The 19,702-nt window shown below is 37.0% G+C and carries 18 protein-coding genes; 12 read left to right on the top strand and 6 right to left on the bottom strand.

All coding sequences use genetic code 11. The features are described 5' to 3' along the window. Window positions 1–34: 34 nt before the first annotated feature. Together D7V20_RS11385 and D7V20_RS11380 are read left to right on the top strand one after the other, a co-directional pair. Complete coding sequence (locus tag D7V20_RS11385; RefSeq protein WP_120384406.1) at window positions 35–955, top strand: ABUW_2363 family tetratricopeptide repeat lipoprotein; 921 nt, start codon at window positions 35–37, stop codon at window positions 953–955. Between the two features lie 99 nt (window positions 956–1,054). Further along, complete coding sequence (locus tag D7V20_RS11380; RefSeq protein WP_120384405.1) at window positions 1,055–3,067, top strand: lipase family alpha/beta hydrolase; 2,013 nt, start codon at window positions 1,055–1,057, stop codon at window positions 3,065–3,067. A gap of 207 nt (window positions 3,068–3,274) precedes the next feature. Here D7V20_RS11380 and yaaA read toward each other — a convergent pair whose 3' ends face one another. Further along, window positions 3,275–4,054: a peroxide stress protein YaaA gene (gene yaaA / locus D7V20_RS11375; RefSeq protein WP_120384404.1), complete on the bottom strand. Its 780-nt coding sequence runs from the start codon at window positions 4,052–4,054 to the stop codon at window positions 3,275–3,277. Window positions 4,055–4,178: 124 nt separating this feature from the next. On the opposite strand from yaaA, the gene D7V20_RS11370 reads away from it, so the two are divergent. Further along, window positions 4,179–4,811 carry an alpha/beta hydrolase gene (locus D7V20_RS11370; protein ID WP_120384403.1) on the top strand — a complete coding sequence of 211 codons (633 nt, stop codon included), beginning with the start codon at window positions 4,179–4,181 and terminating at the stop codon, window positions 4,809–4,811. A gap of 226 nt (window positions 4,812–5,037) precedes the next feature. Here D7V20_RS11370 and rtcR read toward each other — a convergent pair whose 3' ends face one another. Continuing rightward, entirely contained in the window at window positions 5,038–6,645 is a 1,608-nt protein-coding gene (rtcR, locus tag D7V20_RS11365) for an RNA repair transcriptional activator RtcR (RefSeq protein WP_120384428.1), read from the bottom strand. Between the two features lie 243 nt (window positions 6,646–6,888). Here rtcR and D7V20_RS11360 point away from each other — a divergent pair, with 243 nt between their 5' ends. The 8 genes from D7V20_RS11360 (at window position 6,889) to D7V20_RS11325 (ending at window position 14,308) form a co-directional block, all read left to right on the top strand. Beyond that, window positions 6,889–7,866 (top strand): ribonuclease Z, encoded by a 978-nt coding sequence (locus tag D7V20_RS11360; protein WP_120384402.1) that lies wholly within the window; start codon window positions 6,889–6,891, stop codon window positions 7,864–7,866. Between the two features lie 123 nt (window positions 7,867–7,989). Then, complete coding sequence (locus D7V20_RS11355) at window positions 7,990–8,265, top strand: hypothetical protein (protein WP_120384401.1); 276 nt, start codon at window positions 7,990–7,992, stop codon at window positions 8,263–8,265. Window positions 8,266–8,572: 307 nt separating this feature from the next. Further along, window positions 8,573–9,832, top strand: a complete 1,260-nt coding sequence (locus D7V20_RS11350; RefSeq protein WP_120384427.1) for an RtcB family protein — start codon at window positions 8,573–8,575, stop codon at window positions 9,830–9,832. Window positions 9,833–9,864: 32 nt separating this feature from the next. After that, on the top strand, window positions 9,865–10,311 hold the full coding sequence (locus D7V20_RS11345) for a hypothetical protein (protein ID WP_120384400.1): 447 nt from the start codon (window positions 9,865–9,867) through the stop codon (window positions 10,309–10,311). A gap of 10 nt (window positions 10,312–10,321) precedes the next feature. Continuing rightward, a complete protein-coding gene (locus D7V20_RS11340; protein ID WP_120384399.1) occupies window positions 10,322–10,783 on the top strand; it encodes a DIP1984 family protein in 462 nt (153 codons plus the stop codon). Between the two features lie 245 nt (window positions 10,784–11,028). Further along, window positions 11,029–12,624: an LA2681 family HEPN domain-containing protein gene (locus D7V20_RS11335; protein WP_120384398.1), complete on the top strand. Its 1,596-nt coding sequence runs from the start codon at window positions 11,029–11,031 to the stop codon at window positions 12,622–12,624. Between the two features lie 6 nt (window positions 12,625–12,630). Beyond that, window positions 12,631–13,662, top strand: coding sequence for an RNA 3'-terminal phosphate cyclase (rtcA, locus tag D7V20_RS11330; RefSeq protein ID WP_120384397.1), 1,032 nt, complete (start codon window positions 12,631–12,633; stop codon window positions 13,660–13,662). A gap of 205 nt (window positions 13,663–13,867) precedes the next feature. Next, window positions 13,868–14,308, top strand: coding sequence for a DUF2147 domain-containing protein (locus D7V20_RS11325; protein WP_120384396.1), 441 nt, complete (start codon window positions 13,868–13,870; stop codon window positions 14,306–14,308). Between the two features lie 92 nt (window positions 14,309–14,400). Here D7V20_RS11325 and D7V20_RS11320 read toward each other — a convergent pair whose 3' ends face one another. The 3 genes from D7V20_RS11320 to pheA all read right to left on the bottom strand — a co-directional run bounded on the left by D7V20_RS11320 (window position 14,401) and on the right by pheA (window position 18,371). Beyond that, on the bottom strand, window positions 14,401–14,778 hold the full coding sequence (locus tag D7V20_RS11320) for a hypothetical protein (protein WP_120384395.1): 378 nt from the start codon (window positions 14,776–14,778) through the stop codon (window positions 14,401–14,403). 206 nt (window positions 14,779–14,984) lie between these two features. Beyond that, the gene (locus tag D7V20_RS11315) at window positions 14,985–17,231 is read right to left on the bottom strand and encodes a bifunctional prephenate dehydrogenase/3-phosphoshikimate 1-carboxyvinyltransferase (protein ID WP_120384394.1); all 2,247 of its coding nucleotides are present in this window, start codon (window positions 17,229–17,231) and stop codon (window positions 14,985–14,987) included. Window positions 17,232–17,264: 33 nt separating this feature from the next. Then, window positions 17,265–18,371 carry a prephenate dehydratase gene (gene pheA / locus D7V20_RS11310; RefSeq protein WP_120384393.1) on the bottom strand — a complete coding sequence of 369 codons (1,107 nt, stop codon included), beginning with the start codon at window positions 18,369–18,371 and terminating at the stop codon, window positions 17,265–17,267. A 295-nt stretch (window positions 18,372–18,666) separates the two neighbouring features. Between pheA and D7V20_RS11305 the strand changes: the two genes are divergently transcribed. Then, window positions 18,667–19,185, top strand: a complete 519-nt coding sequence (locus D7V20_RS11305) for a DJ-1/PfpI/YhbO family deglycase/protease (protein ID WP_120384392.1) — start codon at window positions 18,667–18,669, stop codon at window positions 19,183–19,185. Window positions 19,186–19,254: 69 nt separating this feature from the next. Here D7V20_RS11305 and D7V20_RS11300 read toward each other — a convergent pair whose 3' ends face one another. Continuing rightward, window positions 19,255–19,560, bottom strand: a complete 306-nt coding sequence (locus D7V20_RS11300; protein WP_120384391.1) for a DUF1905 domain-containing protein — start codon at window positions 19,558–19,560, stop codon at window positions 19,255–19,257. Window positions 19,561–19,702: the final 142 nt, after the last annotated feature.

Below are 19,702 nucleotides of genomic sequence, written 5' to 3'. Positions count from 1 at the left end.
TTTAATTTTCAATATAAATCATTGGAAGAAATACATGACAATTAAGCCTTTGGCATATGCATTACTTGCTACTTCAGTACTTACAGCATGTTCTATGACGCCAGTGCAGCAAAAACCTGTAGCAAATGAACCAATCGTCTATACAGAACCCGATTTATCTCCTCCTTTTTATGCGCTCAATCCATTCAATTACGATCAACCACCTGTATTTGAATTAGAATTGAAAAAGGCATCTGCTCAACCTGTCAACAAACTTGAAGTGACTGATCCTGCAAATCCGTCCAAAAAATTGATTTTAGACAGTAATAAATTAATTATTCCGACAATTGATAATAATCAACGTGCGATGAAATATGCCGTACTTGCAGGTGAAAATGAAATTGATATCACTGCAATTGATGATTTCTTGCAAATGGTCGAAGGTAAAGCACGTCATTATCCGCCACAATTTACAGATCGCCAAGAACGTAAAGGTTTTGAAAGCAAACTAAGAGAAGTTTCTACACAACTTGATCAATTGGCGGCGCATCCAAATGCATCTTTTGATATTCTCATTCGTGCATTTAAAGCCAGTGTATTGGGGCGTAATCTAGACTTAGGTTCTTCTTACACCACTAAATCTCTAGGTTATGCACAACGTATTTTAAAGATCAACAAAGAAGATCCTGAAGCAAACTTATGGTTTGGTTTCTCTTTATCTGAGGGTGGTGGTCAAAAAGAAGCTCAACCTTATTTAGATAAAGCCATTAAACTGAATGTTCAAGAAGCTTATTTATCGTCTGCCAATAACTATATAAGCATGGAGCAGAAAAAGAATGCGATCCAGACTTTGAAAAATTACAAAGTCAAATATCCTTCTGAAGCTGAAGTTGCAGACCGCTTAATCCAAGAAATTGAGAAGCAAGGCCGTTACAACGTTTGGCAAATTATGAAGAATCCTGCCCAAGCGCAATAATCCAATATAAAAAATAGACTGATCATTCAGTCTATTTTTTTAAATAAAAATAGCAATTAAATAAAAGTATCGTATTATCCTTAAAAATTGATCTAGTTCATGATTATGCAAAATACTAAAACAACGATCTTGCTCTCTATTATGGCACTCGGCACACTGAGCTTGGGTGGTTGCCAAGTCGTCAGCGTTAAAAACCAAAAAGTTAATGTAACGATCGCCAACGAACGTGACAGTATCTTAACACGCTCAAAAATGAGTGAAGCAAGTTTGAATGTCCTTTCAATGACAGGACGTGAAGCCAAAGCATGTGCTGAAGACCCAGACAAATGTGTCAAAGATCTAGAAGCAATACCACAGATTCAAGATGAACAATTACTGTCTACGATTAGTGAAATTTATTTAACGAAAGCCATCGAACTCAATGGTTCATCAAATTGCAAAATAAGTATTCTCGCAAAACATCAATCAGAAGAAAAACAAAAACTCAATCAACAAAACTATAACCAATGTTTAGATCAACAAATGGCAATGCTAGATAAAAGCATTCGCTATAGTTATGCTTATTTATTTAAAACAGAACGCCATCCACAAGATCGTATTTTTAACAACAGACAAGTTCAAATACGTGATTTCTATAATCAGGCTCTAGCTAAACTCATCACCACTTATTCGGCTAGAAATCAATATAAAAAAGTGGGTAAACAGATTAAGGTCGGTACCAGTACTTACAGCATTAACTTCAATGGTTATCCGCAACTTGATAATATTGATCTAGAAAATCTACTTTCTAGCTATAACCTAAACTTTTCGGGATTACGCTCTATCAACCGTAGAGATGGTTTCGGAGCTGAATTTGTTGCAGTTCTACCTGAGTTAAAGGAAGAACCTGAAGAAAAAAAATATATTATTGATCCATTTAATTACAAATATAAAAACGGCATCAATCCAAATATTCATCAACCCCGTTATTTATCGGTCAGCATGACTGCTCAACCTAAAAACACAACCACTTTGCAAAATATTTTGCACGGTACCGAATTTCAGCTGAATGTCTATGATCCGTATAGTATTGAAAAAATAAATGTAGGTGCAAATGAATACCCGCTTGCGGCGAATTTCTCTGCACCTTATGGACTCTGGTTGGCTGAAAATAACTTAGGCGCTGCAGCTTATCTAAGCTTAATTGATCGTGATCAACACTTAACCATGCCTCATTTGTACATGCTTGAACCTTATAACCCAAACAAAAAAGTGATTGTTTTGGTACATGGTTTGGCAAGCAGCCCAGAAGCATGGATTCGTTTAACCAACGATATCATGGGCGATCAAGTGTTGAGGGAAAATTATCAAGTGTGGCAGGTTTTTTACTCAACCAACATGCCGATTTTTGAAAGCCGTTACCAAATCAATGCAATCATTAATCAAACTTTTGCTTCAATTGATCAACAATCTCCATCTGCAAAAAATGCTGTTTTAATTGGTCATAGTATGGGCGGAATTATTGCCCGTTTATTGGTGAGTGATGCTAATTTAGTCCAACCTGCTTTAAAGATGCTGAATAACCGTAAATACGATAAATTCAAAAATGATCCTATTTTTAAAGAACGATTGACCATCAAATCTGTGCCGAATTTTGATCGCGCTATTTTCCTTTCCGCACCGCATCGTGGTACAGAATTTGCCGATCGCTGGTTTACTCTAGCTGCACGGAAAATTATTAAACTTCCAGGTGCTTTTTTAGGTGCTTTAGCTGACTCAATTGATGATCGCGATATCAATGCTAAAAACTTCTTAAAAGATGTAGGACATGGTTTAATTCAAAATGGTCCAAGTGATTTAAGCCGTAATTCTAAGTTTACTTTAGTGACTGAAAATGTAATGCCTAAAAAAGGCATGATTTATCATTCAATCATGGGAAATGATACTGATAGTACTGATCCAAACGTTATGTCAGATGGTATCGTGCCTTATACCAGTTCACATTTGGACGGTGCTGTTTCTGAAAAAATCATTAAAGGTGGTCATTCTATTCAAGAAACACCTGAGGCAGTTTTAGAATTAAGACGTATTTTAAGATTGCATCTATCTGACTTAGGGATTTACAAGCCTTAGTTTTAAACTCAGCAAAAAGCCAATACAAAGATTAATGCTAGTCAATTAAGAATCTCCCCCTACTCCCTCTTTCTTAAAGAGGGAACTATTCGATTTGGGAGGCTTTAAAAAGGCTTAACTGATCAGCATTACAACCTCGGATTGCTTTTGTTTTTTATGATCGCGCTAGCTTACTCAAAAGCTTAATCGTTTTTAAATGATGAACTATTATTCAGCTTGTTCATCACGCTTAAATACGAGTTCACCTTTCAAAGAACTATCCGTATCAAAGTAATAACCATCTGTATTAAAAGATTTTAAATCTTCTAATTTATCCAGTTGATTTTGAATAATATAACGTGCCATCAAACCGCGAGCTTTCTTCGCATAAAAACTAATCACTTTATATTGGCCATTCTTTTGATCTAAAAAGACAGGTTTGATAATCTCTGCCTGAATTTGAGCTTCTTTCACCGATTTATAGTATTCATCAGAAGCAATATTAACCAGTAGCTTCGAACCCGACTGTTCTAAATCTTGGTTAATCAATTTTGTAATACGATCTCCCCAAAACTCATACAAGTTATTTCCACGTGCATTTGCCAGCTTGATGCCCATTTCTAAACGGTAAGGCATCATCAAGTCTAAAGGTCTTAACAAGCCATATAAACCAGATAAACTGCGCAAATGTTTTTGGGCGAACTGTAAATCTGCGTCAGACAAATGATATGCGTCTAAACCTGTATAAACATCGCCCTTGAATGCGAAAATGGCCTGTCTAGCATTAGAAAAATTAAAATCAGCATTCCAATCACGAAAGCGTTCAACATTCAAATGTGCAATTTTTTCGCTGACCTTCATTAAGCTGACAATATCAGAGGTTGAAAGTTTACGACTTAAGTCGATAAGCTGTTGAGATTGATCAAGCAATCTTGGTAAAGTATGCACATCAGTGGGAAGTGTAGATTCATAATCGAGCGTCTTAGCAGGGGAAATTAGGGCGAGCATGGTCTTCCTGATCAAAAAATAATTAATCAAACTATATCAGTCGGAATATTTTAATTCCAATTCGTGTTTTCTGTGAACATAATCGGTAAACTATAGCACTTCCCTGCTATTTGTCGTTTAAATTATGTCCGAACAACTGTTCATTCAAGGTTCGGTCGGCAAAATCGAGATTTTTGTTGACTATCCTTTGGGCGAAGTAAAAGGATTTGCTGTCGTTTGTCACCCTCATCCACTGCAAGGTGGAACACCTCAACATAAAGTTCCTGCACTTCTTGCACAGATTCTTGCTGAACAAGGTTGTGTGGTATATCGTCCAAGTTTCCGTGGTTCAGGCCAATGTGAAGGTATTCACGATGAAGGTCACGGTGAAACTGATGATATTCTAGATGTTATTAAACATGTAAGACAATTACACAAAGGTCTACCTTTTTATGTTGGTGGCTTTAGTTTTGGTGCTCATGTCATGGCAAAGGCTTATCATGCCTTGCCTGATGAAATAAAACCGAAACAAGTGATTTTGTGTGGCTTACCTACAGCGACTGTTGATGGAATTCGCCACTACGAAACACCACCGATTAAAGGTGATATTTTATTTGTGCATGGTGAAGCTGATCCAACCACGAAACTTGATGATTTATTGGAGTGGGCAAAACCACAACGACATCTCATTACTGTATTACCTGGTGCAAATCATTTCTTTACAGGCTATCTCAAGCAACTCAGAATTGCGATTAGTCGCTTTCTATTGGTATCTTGATTTAATTGGTTTCTTGATTCAAGAAGTCAGTTACACAGATGGATCAAAAGAGCTAACGAATACTTAGCTCTTTTTTAACATCTAAAATAAATGAAACGATATAATGCCTAAAAAGATTAATCACTGATTGGTTCTGCCTAGCACTTCAATGCTGTGAGGTATAGCCTTAATAGTTTTTTATTTAAAATCAATAAATTAAACTTTAGAAAACCATACGATTTCAAAATTAAAGCGTTTTAGAAACATCATTCCAACTTAAACCAAACTTCGCCAAATATTTTTTAACTCGATCACTGTCATTGCTGCTCTGCCGTTGCTCACGAGAGACTGAAAATAAGCGCCGCCCCGCATCCGCCATTGACTTGGATTTTCGACAAATTTCAATCACTCCTTCGAGCTGTATACGATCAAATTCATCAATCTGTGCAATTTGTTCAGCACTCAATATTTGATCGAGATTTGAAAATAACACTGTAGATGTCTGCGGCTCAACCGCCCAAATCTGCTCTAAACGACGGATTTCCGCACTGACTTCATTTAAGCCAATCCGTTCACCATTTGCCAAGGTTGCCATACGGGTCACACTGGCGGTTAAATCACGAAAATTACCCTGCCAAGTTGCCTCGTAGGACTGTGCAAATTTTAAATATTTCTGCAAAGCGTCACTATGAAAACGCAATTGACGTTGATGTTGATTGGCAAAGCGTTGTAATTCAAATTCAATATTGGGTGCGATATCTTCCAGACGATCTTTTAAGCTTGGTAAAAAGAAGGTCCACGTATTGAGTCGCGCCCATAAATCTTCACGGAAACGCCCTGCCTGTACTTCTGCACGTAAATCCTTATTCGTCCCTGCGATCAACTGAAAATCCGCCTGAATTTCCTTGTCACTCCCCACTGGGAAAAAAGATTTATCTTCAAGGGCTTTCAGCAGCATCGCTTGCTCATCAAGCCCCAATTCACCAATTTCATCGAGGAACAATATCCCTTGATCGGCACTTTTTAAATACCCTGTACGTGCTGCAACCGCTCCAGTGAACGCACCTTTACTGTGTCCAAATAATGTTGACATGGCACTATCACCGATTAAAGTAGCGCAGTTCACATCGATAAAACGTCCTGATAAATGGAACTTTTCTTTTTTAAGCTGATAAATCTGTTTGGCTAAATGTGACTTACCCACACCTGTTGCACCCATAATCAAAATCGGTGCACTTGAACGTGTTGCAACCAATTCAACTTCTTGTATCAGTTGATTAAAATTCTTATTTTTGGTTGCAATATGGGCTTTCAGTTGCTGCCAGTTTTCCGACTGTTCATGCTCAAAACGCTGTGTTAACGCCGCATAACGAGATAAATCCAAATCGATAATACGATATTCACCTTCAGGCTGCTGTTTTCCTGCTGGTGAGCTTTGAATGAGTTTTGCAGGCAGATAATGCGCATCGATCAATAAATACCAACAGATTTGCGCCACATGCGTTCCAGTGGTGATATGCAATAGGTAATGATTATTTTCAACATCAAATGAATACGATTTGACGAAATCATACAAGGCACCATACATATCCGAAAAATCCCACGGATCTCGAATACTTATTTGCTGTCCTGTAATACGTGTTTGTGGTGAAAGTTGCAGCGCATCCTGTTTTAAATGCTGAATTAATCCTGTATTACGGCGATCATGCAATAACACTATTTCATCAATCATCAGGTCTTCATGCATGAGTAAGCTCATGGTCGGACGCCAACGTTGCCAACGCTCAGGCTTTTTGCCTTGATCCAAGGTTGAACCGACAAAACCGATGACAACCGTCTTTTTAGATTTTTGTATCATTCTACAAATCTATAAAAATTTATATATCTTGATGCAAGCATAAATTTATTTGATGGAGAAGCAAATAGTCTTTGAACTATTTTGACACGCTATATTTCTATTTTTAAATTTTATCGTGTTATATTATTGCAGTGAAAAGTCGCTCATTCTTTCCCCATCACCGTCTAACACGACATTTTTGATGGAATTCTTCTGCTTTACCCAAAACAATTCTCCAAAAATAAATAGGTTTCAACTCCCATGTTAAAGTTCACATTTTTGGGAACATCATCAGGTGTACCCTCACTCACACGTAATGTGTCTGGTTTAGCCATTCAGTCTGGTAAAAGTAAAGACTGGATACTTATTGATGCAGGTGAAGGTACACAGCATCGTATTCAACACGCAAAGTTATCTTTACAGCATTTAAAAGCGATTTGTATTACACATGTGCATGGAGATCATTGTTATGGTTTACTTGGTTTACTCGCAAGTGCGGGTATGAATGGCCGCAAGAGCCCAATCATTTTAATTGCACCTAAACAAATTCAGCAATGGTTTGATGCAACCTGTCAATTGACTGAATTATTTCTTCCTTATCCGATTGAATTTATAGATGTAAATTTAATCGATCAGCCTTATGTATTGAATGAGCAAATGTCAATAGAACCGATTGCTTTGAGTCATCGTGTAGCGAGTTATGCTTATGGCATAACCGCAATTCAAACTCAACGTAAGTTAAATATTGAAAAACTGAATCAACTTGAGATTCCAAAAGGAAAGCTTTGGGGTGACTTACAACAAGGACAGGATATTGAATGGAATGCTCAGACAATTTTCAATCAAGATATCATCATTCAAACGACTCAGCACGTTTATGCAATCGTCGGCGGAGATAACGATCAACCACGTTTGTTAGCCGATAAATGTAAAGATGCTGATGTATTAATCCATGAAACGACGTATACCCAAGCAGTTTTGGATAAAGTTGGCCCTGGTCCTATGCACAGTTCTGCAAAAATGGTGGCAGAATTTGCACAAGATATTCAATTGCCGAATCTCATCGCTACGCATCTCAGCCCTCGTTATCACGATCAGGCTGGAGTTCAAGCCATTCAGGATGAAATTGCACAGTATTATCAAGGTTTATTCTTTATAGCGAATGATTTTGATCAATATGAATTGAATGCTCAGGGTGAATTATCACAGCTTCATTCGGGTAAACCTTGGGAAAAGTAATTTTCCCAAAAAATTGAAACCACATATCATTTTTCGTTGCGTATTGAATTTAAAAAAATCCTCTGCTAATTTAACACTTCAACTCAAAACCATAGACAGGTGTCAGTCTTTAAAACGCAAATCATGTCTATACACGTCATCGTTCAAGACGACAATATTGATCTGGCTTTAGAAAAGCTAAGAGTCAAAAAATACTATTTAGAAACAAATCATTGGTATAAAAAATGCCAAAACTATCATGAAAAACCACCCAGCAAGAGTCGCAAAAAAAGTGAATTAAAACTTCTCCATGGTCACAGCCAAATATTGGAAGATGATCCCCTTGCACTGAGGCTGAAAATCCATATTGAACAGCATTATCAACAGCTTGATACCAATACGATGTGGATTGATGAATAGATTTCCTCACTTAAGCTAATTTTTTAGAATCCATGTGCTCTACATGGATTCTAAAATTAGAATAAATATAATTTTAGATAAATTTATATATAAATTTATATTAAAATATCAAAATAAAATTTAAATCAGTTCAACCAAAAATAAATTATCATATTAAATATCAACATCTTAAAAATTAAATTTAACTAAAATACAAACTTGGCACATTCCTCGCAATATACACAACGTACATTATTGGATGTACATCAATATCACCTGCCTGCAACCGCTTGGCAGGCAGGTTTAGAGAAAGGAAAAAGTGATGACAATCTCTGTTACGGAACAAATTGAAAAACAAGCATCGAATGAGTCTGCCTATAACATCATTCAGGACGAAAAAGGTGTTCCAATTAAAATGTGGACTAAAGGTGTTCCTGTCGATGAGAAATCGAAAGATCAATTATTAAAGACAGCACAAATGCCGTTTATTTATAAATGGATGGCGGTGATGCCAGATGTCCATGTCGGGATCGGTGCAACCATTGGAAGTGTGATTCCAACCAAAGGTGCAATTATTCCTGCGGCGGTAGGTGTCGATATTGGCTGCGGTATGATGGCAGCACGTACCTCGCTGACGGCATCTGACCTACCTGATAATCTACATGCATTACGTACCGAGTTAGAACGTTTAATTCCTCACGGCATGACCAAAGGTCGAGGGCGTCGTGACCGTGGTTCATGGGAAAATACCTCTGAGCGTGTCGATCAGGTTTGGGCTGAATTGGTGACAGATTTTGAATATATTTGCGCCAAGCATCCCCGTTTAAAAAATACCAACAATCATAAGCAGTTAGGAACCTTAGGTACTGGGAATCACTTTGTTGAAATTTGTTTAGATGAGCATCAACAGGTGTGGATCATGTTGCATTCAGGTTCTCGTGGTGTTGGAAATGCGATTGGAAACCACTTTATTGAGCTTGCTCGTAAAGATATGCAAAAGCATTTCATTCACCTACCTGATAAAGATTTAGCTTATTTGGTTGAGGGTACTGAACATTTTGATGATTATTGGTTTGCTGTCGGTTGGGCGCAACGTTTTGCCATGAAAAACCGTGAGTTAATGATGGAAGCTGCGGTTCAGGCTTTACGCATTATCATTAACAAACCCTTTAATGCCAAAGTTGAAGCTGTGAATTGTCATCATAATTATGTGGACAAGGAAGAGCATTTCGGACAAGAAGTTTTGGTCACACGTAAAGGTGCTGTACGTGCCCGTTTGGGTGAGTATGGGATCATTCCGGGTTCGATGGGGGCAAAGTCTTTTATTGTCAAAGGTAAGGGAAATCAGGAGTCTTTCTGCTCTTGTTCACATGGTGCAGGTCGTGTGCATAGCCGTACTGCGGCGAAGAAATTGTTTACTGTGGAAGATCAGATTGAACAGACTCAAGGTGTGGAATGTCGTAAAGATGCTGCCGTGATTGATGAGATTCCATCTGCGTATAAGCCGATTGAAGATGTGATGAACGCGCAAAGTGATTTGGTGGAAGTGGTTTATACATTGAATCAGGTGGTTTGTGTGAAGGGATGATAACTCTTTCACAAATTTTTCAGGAGCTAGTAATGTGCAATGTCATCTTAATTAGTACAGACCAATGGATCGACCTCAGTGACTATAACTGTGAAGATATTTCGTTTACACAAACGCTACCTGATTATGTGCCTGAAATTCATGAAATGAAATTTAAATATCGTTGGTACATTACAGGTTATCCAAATGAAACAGCTTGCAGTTGCCACTTCAGAATTAGACCACTTGCACTTGGTTTTAATAATCCTGAATCATGGTATGAAGAAGATGAACAATCTATCAAAGCGACACTCATCGCTTACGATATTTTTTCTGAACTGATAGTACAGAACATAAATTTTGAAATCATCGTTTCATGGAGTCAAGGCAGTATCAATGAAGATATGAATACGATTCATGATATTGATCTTGATTTTAATCATACGAGTAAAACGCAATTTGTATTTATAGAAAATTCTAGAATGCTGTATAAAGCATAAGGATAATAAAATGAAACTCGCGGAAGCATTACTATTACGAAGCGATCAACAAAAGAAACTCGCTTCACTCAAACAACGTATCAATGCCAATGTATTGGTACAAGACGGTGATGAACCATCAGAAGATCCAAACGAGTTATTAAAACACGTTTTTGCTTTAACTCAGGAAACTCAAAAACTGGTTTATATCATTCACCAAACCAATGCATTGGCACAATTAACAGATGGTCGATCGTTATTGGCTGTATTGACGCAACGTGATGAGCTGGTAGAACGTCATAAAATTTTAACGACTGCAATCAGCAATACGCATCGTGAACCTGATCGTTACAGCTCACGTGAGATTAAATGGCGCAAAGTTATTCCCGTTTCATCCTTGCAAAAACAAGCCGATGATATCAGTGCCAAATTGCGTGATTTAAATGTATTGATCCAAGCCACCAACTGGCAAGTTGATTTACTTGAGATTTAAAGAATTTATAAGTTTCGGCTTATAATCCAGTTTGAACATACTGGGCGAGTGCAAGATCCTGCTTTACTCCGATCTGAGGGATTGAAAATAATTCAGGCGGCTCTGGCAGCATGTGAGCCGTGCATTGATGTACTCATCAGGCTCAGCACCCTGCACTATGTCAGCCTTTGCCAAAAGCAAAGTTACACCTTACTTCGCATGACCATGCACTGACGGTATGTTCACCTTTTATCGAGATGCTTCTAATGATGTTAATAGATATAAAAAATGATTTAAATGATACTTCAAGATTAATCGATCAAGGCGAATTCGATCAAGCATACACACAAGCTAATAAAATTCTTACTAGAATTAATCGTCTTATGAAAAATAAACAATACTTTGAATATTTATTCGAAGTATCAGGATTATTTGTTGATATTGGACATATGGGTAGAAATTCAAACGCAGCCACTACTGGCCTAAGTATTTTAGAAGAAAACTATGAATACTTTGAAAAAGAAAAAAAACATAATTTTTATTATTTTTATGCGAATGCCTTAAGTAACATAGGGAAAGAAAGTCAAGATATTTTATGTTTTGTTAACTTTCAAAATATTAAATCATTAAATCATGCAAAAAAAATGTATTGGAAAGCATTCAAAAGTTTTCAAACACAACATAACGTTGTTCCTAATGAATATCTTATAAATTTAGCCAATTCATTAAAGACTCAATATCGAATTGTTGAAGCTATGCAGCTTTATGATCAAGTAAATGAAAGTGGAAAAGATATTCCACAAGCTTGGATCAATAGAAGTGAAACATTAATCATGCTTAACAATATAACAGCATCTTTATCAATTAGTTTGCTAAAAGAAATTAGATCAGGATATGTTTATGCTTCAAAATCTAATGATATTCCAAAAATTTGGCATGATTATTATAAGCATCGTGCTAATTCCATAACAGAACAAATAGTTGAACTTTCAATAGACGATAAAGAAACAGATTCTAATGATGAAGAACAAACTCTTATAGAGTTCAACAATCTTAGTAATTATAGAAAATGGTGTCTTAATAATTATTTAAGCCTGACTGAACACGGATTATATTGTAAATGTATTGCTAGTCACAAAGATAATCTTTCAATTTTTCAAAATACAATTGGCAATCAGAAAATTGCTAGTATGGAGCTAGTTTTGAATAGATTGAAATCTGAGTTCGGTTTTTCTCGTCATCTTTATTATGAATATCTACATAATGTAGATTGGACAACTATTGACAATGAACAAGGTTTTTCAGAACTTTTTAATGATGAGGTTTTAGGGTTAAATATTGAACGTGCAAGAACTTCATTTAGAATCTGTTTTGGAATATTAGACAAAATAGGTGTAGCCATTTTTGATTTATTAAATTTAAAAAAAGAAAAAAATGAAATGATTTACTTTCATAATTTTTGGGACAAAACACCTGAAAGAATCATTTTTTTCCAAAATGTTAAAAATCAAGGATTGGTAGCTTTATATAGTATCGCAAATGATATTAATCCATCGAGAAATCATAGTGGTGAACTTTCATTTTATAAGAAGTGGAGGAATCTACTTGAACATGACTTCATGATTATTCATAAAAATAAATTCCCTGAAGATTTATATGGAAGCTATCAAGGATTCAACAAAGAAATCACATTTATTAATGAACATGAGTTTCTAGAAAGCCTTGCTCATGTACTACAATTAACAAGATCTGCGATTTTTTCATTTACATTTGCAGTTAGAGAGTATGCAAAACAAAATGAACCAGATTCAAATCGAGTATTGGGCACATTAGAAATCTTAAAAAAAGAGTTAGATTTATAGATATACATGAACACACAGTTAAAAAACCAAACCATCCAAATTGATGGTTCACAAGGCGAAGGTGGCGGACAAATTTTAAGAACCGCCCTTTCACTGTCGATGCTCACTGGGATTCCCTTTGAACTTGTGAATATCCGTGCAGGACGTAAAAAACCAGGCTTAATGCGTCAGCATTTAGTCTGTGTACAAGCCTCTCAACGTATCAGTAATGCGATTGTTGAGGGTGCAGAATTACATTCTCAAAAATTATATTTTCAACCTCAACAGGTACAAACGGGGAAATATGATTTTCAAATCGGTTCTGCAGGCAGCACAATATTGGTTTTGCAAACGCTCCTTCCAGCGTTAATGATGCAAAATGAAGCCAGTCAAATCACCATACATGGCGGCACACATAATCCTATGGCACCAACTGCTGATTTTATTGAACATTGCTTTCTACCTACCATTCAGCAGCTTGGGATACAGGTTGATTTTGAATGCAAGCAAGCTGGCTTCTTTCCAATTGGTGCAGGTCAAATCAGTGTGACCATTCACCCATGGACAGAAAAGCAGAAATTTTCAGTTTTGAATAAAGGCAAATTACTTGAAATCAATGCATTTGCAGCCGCTTTAAATATTCAACCCAATATTGCAGATCGTGAGCTTGACGTATTAAAGAAAAAATTAAATTTAACTCAGTGTAAGAGACTGAATTTTCAAGGAATCAGCCAAGGAAATACCGCTTTTGTTGTTTTAAATTATGAACATCATCAGCAAGTATTTTCAGCATTAGGTGAAATGAAGAAAAGTGCTGAAAAAGTCGCACATGATTTAGCAAAAAATGTTCAATCTTATTTGTCTATAGATGCTGTAGGAGATGAATACTTGGCAGATCAGCTTTTATTGCCTTTAGCTTTAGGTCAAGGTGGTGAATTCACCGCCCAAGTAATTAGTGAGCATACAAAAACTCAAGCTGATATGATTCAAAAGTTTTTAGACTGTGAAATTGGCTTTGAATTGATCCATAAAATGTACAAAGTGAATGTCAAAATTTGATGCTCACTTTATCTCTAAAAGCAAATTGAATTTACATAAAGTTATCCATTTGCTCGACCAAGCCACACAAAACCTCTCTTTTTAGTTTAAAAATTTGCATATTTTTGGCGCAATATGTAAATATTGCCTTTTATAATTAATTGTATAATCAACGTATTAGCTAATCATAGCTCATGTTTAAAGAGTATTATATCAAAGGGATTTTATGAAAACTTTTTCAATGGCTGCCTGTATCGCATTACTTAGCTCATCAGTTTTTGCTGAAGATATTTCAGGAACTTGGCGTTATATCGATGACAAAACTGGCGAAGCTAAAGGACTAGTCAAAATTGAAAAGCAAAGTAATGGGACATATGCGGGTACTGCTTTAAAATCTACACCTCGTCCAGGTTATACACCAAAAGAGTTTTGTACCAATTGCCCTGCGCCTTATACCAACAAACCAATCATTGGTATGCAAGTGATTTCTGGGTTAAAAACCACCGATAATGTTAACTATACTGATGGTAAAATTATCGACCCTGTTTCTGGAAAAATTTATCGCTTAAAAGGTAAAGTAAGCTCAAACGGTAAGAAATTATTTCTCCGTGGTTATTTAGGGATTTCTGCAATTGGTCGTAATCAAACTTGGTTGCGTGTGGAATAATTTTTCTTATTATAAAAATAAGACAGTCTATTTTTAATAGGCTGTCATTTTAATTCAGTTTTGAAAAGTATTTAAAAAAACAAATAGTTAACTTATCCTTTCCACTGGAAACCACTAAACGTATCATTTTGCTTTAATGCATTTTCAACCGCATTTGCCAATTGCTTAATCATGCTCTGCGTTTCAATCTTCTTAAACCAAGCTTGTTCTTCATCTGCATGTGCCGAAATTTCACAACTCAATAGACCATCATCATTAAGCTGACAATTGACCCCTAAATCTATCGGATGGTTTGCAACGCTCACCGCGAGATTTTCTTTAGATTGTGTTGTTTCTACTTTAAAACCATATTCAGTCAGTTGCTTTGACAATAAATCTGTCACATATTCCTGAGTCACATGACATGCATTCCCATGAATATTGCTTTTCACATGATTTTCACAGTTTGCAGTAAATTGTAATGTTCTCATCGCTTCATCCAAAAGACTTTATAGTTGTAGGGTTTTAGAATAAGCAATTAAAACAAAACAGCCAAGCTTTTGCTTGGCTGTTGTCGAACAAATATACAACGATCAGATGATTGTTTGAGCTTTTTGTCAGTTCTCACATGTCGATATTTAAAGTTAAAAGCAATGTGTAAACATCTAACTCAGAATCAATCAGCAGCATATTCAGTTTATTCAGACACCTGAATAGTTAAACCCGCCTGATTCGCCAACTCTGTAAATGTAGGAAAACTGGTTGCAACAGTCTCTGTACCTACAATTTTAATTTCACCAGAAGTTCGCAAACCTGCCATTGAGAAACTCATTGCAATACGATGATCATGATGTGACTCAATTTCACCACCAGTGAAAATCGCAGACCAATCACCAAATTGACCTTTACCTTCGATAATGATGCCATCATCGGTTGGTGTACAATCAATGCCCATGGTTTTTAAACCATCTGCCATTACTTGAATACGATCAGACTCTTTAACACGTAATTCGGCAGCACCTGTTAACACAGTCTGACCTTCTGCACATGCCGCAGCGATGAATAGTGATGGAAATTCGTCAATCGCTAAAGGCACTTGATCTTCAGGCATATGAATACCCTTCAAGGTTCGCGTACCACGAATACGAATGTCTGCGATTGGCTCACCACCTGCAATACGTTCATTTTCAACAGTTAAGTCAGCTCCCATTTGTTTGAGGATTTCGATGACACCTGTACGTGTAGGGTTAATTCCTACAGCTTCCAGTGTTATATCAGAACCTTCAGTAATGGCTGCACCGACCATAAAAAATGCTGCTGAAGAAATATCAGAAGGAACTTGAATTTCAGTACCAACTAATTTCCCACCACCTTGCAATGAGATACGATTACCTTCAGTTTTCACATCATAACCAAATGCACGTAACATACGCTCTGTATGATCACGGGTTGGTTCAGGTTCAGTCACTGAAGTTTCACCTTCTGCCCATAGGCCTGCTAATAAAATTCCAGATTTTACTTGTGCAGACGCCATAGGTAAATCGTAATGAATCCCTTTCAAAGCTTGAGCGCCAGTAATCGATACAGGTGGCGTACCACGTTCACCCGTGGTTTGAATTTGCGCACCCATTTCACGTAAAGGTTTGGCAATACGTTCCATCGGGCGTTTCGATAATGAAGCATCACCCGTCATGACAGAATCAAATTGCTGTGCAGACAACATGCCTGACAATAAACGCATCGATGTACCTGAGTTGCCCATATACAAGGCCGTCTTCGGTGCTTTTAAACCATTGATTCCTACACCATGGATTGTCACTTCACCGTTCTTAGGGCCTTCAATACTCACCCCCATATCACGGAAAGCTTGTAATGTCGCAAGCGCATCTTCACCTTCAAGAAAGCCCGTTACATGCGTTGTACCTTCTGCAATCGCACCAAACATGATGGAACGGTGTGACACTGACTTGTCACCCGGCACGGTAAATTTACCTTTAAATGTCTTACCACCCGGCAAAATGGTAAATTGTTGTGTCACTTTATTGTTCTCCATCAATGGTTTATTGGCGAGCATATGATTGAAATGTTGTCGTGCTGCTTGTGCATGACCTAACAATCCCATCAAAGCATGCGAGTTTTCATCTTCAATCAGTTGGCGTAATGTTGCAAGTTGGGTTTCAAAACCATCTACAGCATTGAGAATGGCTTTTTTATTGGCAAAAAAGATATCGTGCCACATCTGCGGATCACTGGCTGCGATACGAGAGAAATCACGAAAACCACCTGCTGCATAGCGGAAAATATCAAGGTTATCTTCACGATTTGCAAGCTGTTCAACCAAATTAAATGCCATCAAATGCGGTAAATGACTGGTATGTGCAAGCACTTCATCATGCTTATCGACATCCATGCAAATCACTTCAGCTTTGGCTGCTTGCCATAACTGTATTAATTTCTCTACAGCCCAATCAGCACTACTAGGCAAAGGGGTTAAAATCACTTTGTGGTTTGCAAATAAATCAACTTTGCCTGCATGGACACCTGTATGTTCTGCGCCTGCAATCGGATGTCCTGGAACAAAACCAGCTGGTAACTGTTCACCAAAAACAGCTTTTGCAGCTTCAACCACATTACCTTTGGTACTACCTACATCTGTAATAATGGCATTTTCAGCAATATAGGGTTGAATAATTTCAAGAATTTTCTGTGTTGCACGTACAGGTAAAGCCAATACAATTAGATCTGCACCTTTAACTGCATCTATCGGATCACTGAACCCTTCCGAGATGATGCCCATTTTTTTGGCATCTTCTAAAGTTTTCTGCGAACGTGTTGCAGCTACAATTTTCTCAGCAAGATGTTCTGCAACAATCACCCGAGCGAGACTTGAACCAATCAGTCCGAGTCCAATGAATGCAACTTTTTTAAATAATGGTTGTGACATGACGATTTTTATAACACCTATTTCACAACTTTATTAAAGTACAGCAACAGGATAAGAACCCAATACACGGACTTCTTTCACCAATGGACGAATATCTTCAATCGCTGCTTTCACATTTTCCTGTTCCACATGGCCTTCTAAATCGATAAAGAACACATAAGCCCATTTTTCAGGGAGTGCAGGACGAGTTTCGATACTGGTTAAACTAATATTGTGTTTTGCAAAGGGTGCCAAAATTTCCAATAATGCCCCTGCACGATCATGTGCAGAAATCAATAATGAGGTTTTGTCATTACCACTTTGAGGAATTTTTTCACGACCAATCACCAAGAATCGTGTGGTATTTTCTGGATTATCTTCAATATTGCCATGCAAAATTTCTAAATCATAAATACTTGCTGCGACATCTGATGCAATGGCTGCGGAATGCCATTCATTACGAATACGACGGGCTGCTTCTGCATTAGAACTTAAAGCAACTTGTTCCACCCCCGGATAATGTACATCTAGCCATTTGCGACACTGTGCCAATGTCTGTTGATGTGCATAAATCTGTTTAATACTGTCTTTACGAGTATTTGAAGACACCAAGAATTGATGATGAATACGTAATTCGACTTCACCAATCACATTCAAAGACGATACTTTAAAACAATCTAAAGTGTGGTTCACCACGCCTTCTGATGAGTTTTCTACAGGTACTAAACCATAATGCGCACTACTTGCTTCAACTTCACGAAACACTTCATCAATCGTTGGCAATGGACGAACCACAGCATCCTGACCGAAATGTTTTAACACGGCTGAATGCGTATACGTCCCAACTGGACCAAGGAATGCAATACTTTGCGGTGCTTCAAGTGCTAAACATGCTGACATGATTTCACGGAATAAACGCGCCATGGTTTGATCAGACAACGGCCCTTCATTACGATCCATCACTTTACGTAATACTTGAGCTTCACGTTCAGGACGATAAAACAACGGATTCTCTTCTGCGGCAAATTTTGCTTTTGCAACTGCTTCCGCCAGCTTTGCACGACGGTTAATCAATTGTTGAATTTGTTGATCTACAGAATCAATATCTTCACGGATTTGAGCAAGATCGAGAGAAGTCGTGTTTTGATCATCGTTGATCATTGTTATACGCCCTTTAAAGTCGAGAATTACGAAAAGTCTAAGCTTAAGACCGCTGACAGTATAACAATAGTTCACTTAAATTTGTTGAGCAAAACTGCTTTTATCTTAAGCGCAATTTAATGTTCATCGATAAAGAAATCATCAACAGCCATTAATCTAAATACCACTGGAATTTTGTACAAATAATCGCCAATTTCATCATTATTTTTCACATAAATTATTTACAAAGCATCTATAGAATTTTGTAAATTTCCAATTATCATGAAAGAGTTAAAAGCAATTCGAGAACTAGAATATGAATAAAAGAATCGCTGTTTTGATTACCCATGATTTTGAAGATACAGAATATCATCATCCTGTCGAAGCCTTTCGTGCCGCCAGTCATTCTGTAAGAAATATTGAAAAATTAGCGGGCAATATTGTTTATAGTAAACAACGCAAATCATCTGTCAGTATTGATTTAGGTATAGACGAAATTTCAGTGCAAGACTTTGATGCATTGATGATTCCTGGTGGGAACTCACCGCTTTTACTCAAACAAGACCCTCGTTTTATTGATTTTTTACGTAATTTTGCGAATGCACAAAAGCCAATTTTTTTGTGTTGCTATAGCCCCCAACTGTTGATAGATGCTCAAATTGCAATTGGTCGTCGCTTGACATCGATTGATGAGTTGATTAAAGAATTAAAAGATGCTGGTGCTGTGATTTTCGATCGTGAAGTGGTCAATGACAATAATCTTTATATTTCTTCGCGTTCAACTTATGAACTCCCTATTTTTATCAATGAATGTTTAAATGTATTAAGGGTTTAATTTCTATTCATTCATCAGCATGAAGTGAACGAAGCTTTTTAATCATTATTTCCAAATACAATTGAGTGATTAAACAGATAAAAGAATTGAAAATGAAATACGATCTCCTAAGCTGATTTTTTCTTTCTTACGAATTTCTGCTTTAAGTGGTAGCAAATAACCTTCTGATTGTTTGTCTGGGAATATAGATGTTTTCCACACACTATGCCCCAATGTCACAGTAATAGATACAAGTCCCCAACTTCGTCTTTGAAGTAAGTAGTTTTTTATTTCAGCAGACTGTTGTTTGGGAACAATCACATAGTGCCAACCACCCACACCCGAATAACGTTGAACTGTGGATTCAACTAAAAAATGAATTTCATTGTCTATCATCTTTAATTTTTCTCAAAATTTGAATACTCTCACCATGATTACATTTATCCATTCTATTTTTAACATGACGAGTAAATAGAATACAAATGCCTGAGACTTTCCCCAACTAGATTAATTAAACAAGACTAGACAATGTACTGAC

Source organism: Acinetobacter rongchengensis (genome assembly GCF_003611475.1).
GTDB lineage: Bacteria > Pseudomonadota > Gammaproteobacteria > Pseudomonadales > Moraxellaceae > Acinetobacter > Acinetobacter rongchengensis.
This window is presented reverse-complemented; position numbering and strand designations above follow the sequence as displayed.

What these genes read in the sequence shown, in the direction of transcription:
- D7V20_RS11385 (WP_120384406.1), top strand. Translation starts at nt 35, where the DNA reads ATGACAATTAAGCCTTTGGCATATGCATTACTTGCTACTTCAGTACTT.
- D7V20_RS11380 (WP_120384405.1), top strand. Translation starts at nt 1,055, where the DNA reads ATGATTATGCAAAATACTAAAACAACGATCTTGCTCTCTATTATGGCA.
- yaaA (WP_120384404.1), bottom strand. Translation starts at nt 4,054, where the DNA reads ATGCTCGCCCTAATTTCCCCTGCTAAGACGCTCGATTATGAATCTACA.
- D7V20_RS11370 (WP_120384403.1), top strand. Translation starts at nt 4,179, where the DNA reads ATGTCCGAACAACTGTTCATTCAAGGTTCGGTCGGCAAAATCGAGATT.
- D7V20_RS11360 (WP_120384402.1), top strand. Translation starts at nt 6,889, where the DNA reads ATGTTAAAGTTCACATTTTTGGGAACATCATCAGGTGTACCCTCACTC.
- D7V20_RS11355 (WP_120384401.1), top strand. Translation starts at nt 7,990, where the DNA reads ATGTCTATACACGTCATCGTTCAAGACGACAATATTGATCTGGCTTTA.
- D7V20_RS11345 (WP_120384400.1), top strand. Translation starts at nt 9,865, where the DNA reads ATGTGCAATGTCATCTTAATTAGTACAGACCAATGGATCGACCTCAGT.
- D7V20_RS11340 (WP_120384399.1), top strand. Translation starts at nt 10,322, where the DNA reads ATGAAACTCGCGGAAGCATTACTATTACGAAGCGATCAACAAAAGAAA.
- D7V20_RS11335 (WP_120384398.1), top strand. Translation starts at nt 11,029, where the DNA reads ATGATGTTAATAGATATAAAAAATGATTTAAATGATACTTCAAGATTA.
- rtcA (WP_120384397.1), top strand. Translation starts at nt 12,631, where the DNA reads ATGAACACACAGTTAAAAAACCAAACCATCCAAATTGATGGTTCACAA.
- D7V20_RS11325 (WP_120384396.1), top strand. Translation starts at nt 13,868, where the DNA reads ATGAAAACTTTTTCAATGGCTGCCTGTATCGCATTACTTAGCTCATCA.
- D7V20_RS11320 (WP_120384395.1), bottom strand. Translation starts at nt 14,778, where the DNA reads ATGAGAACATTACAATTTACTGCAAACTGTGAAAATCATGTGAAAAGC.
- D7V20_RS11315 (WP_120384394.1), bottom strand. Translation starts at nt 17,231, where the DNA reads ATGTCACAACCATTATTTAAAAAAGTTGCATTCATTGGACTCGGACTG.
- pheA (WP_120384393.1), bottom strand. Translation starts at nt 18,371, where the DNA reads ATGATCAACGATGATCAAAACACGACTTCTCTCGATCTTGCTCAAATC.
- D7V20_RS11305 (WP_120384392.1), top strand. Translation starts at nt 18,667, where the DNA reads ATGAATAAAAGAATCGCTGTTTTGATTACCCATGATTTTGAAGATACA.
- D7V20_RS11300 (WP_120384391.1), bottom strand. Translation starts at nt 19,560, where the DNA reads ATGATAGACAATGAAATTCATTTTTTAGTTGAATCCACAGTTCAACGT.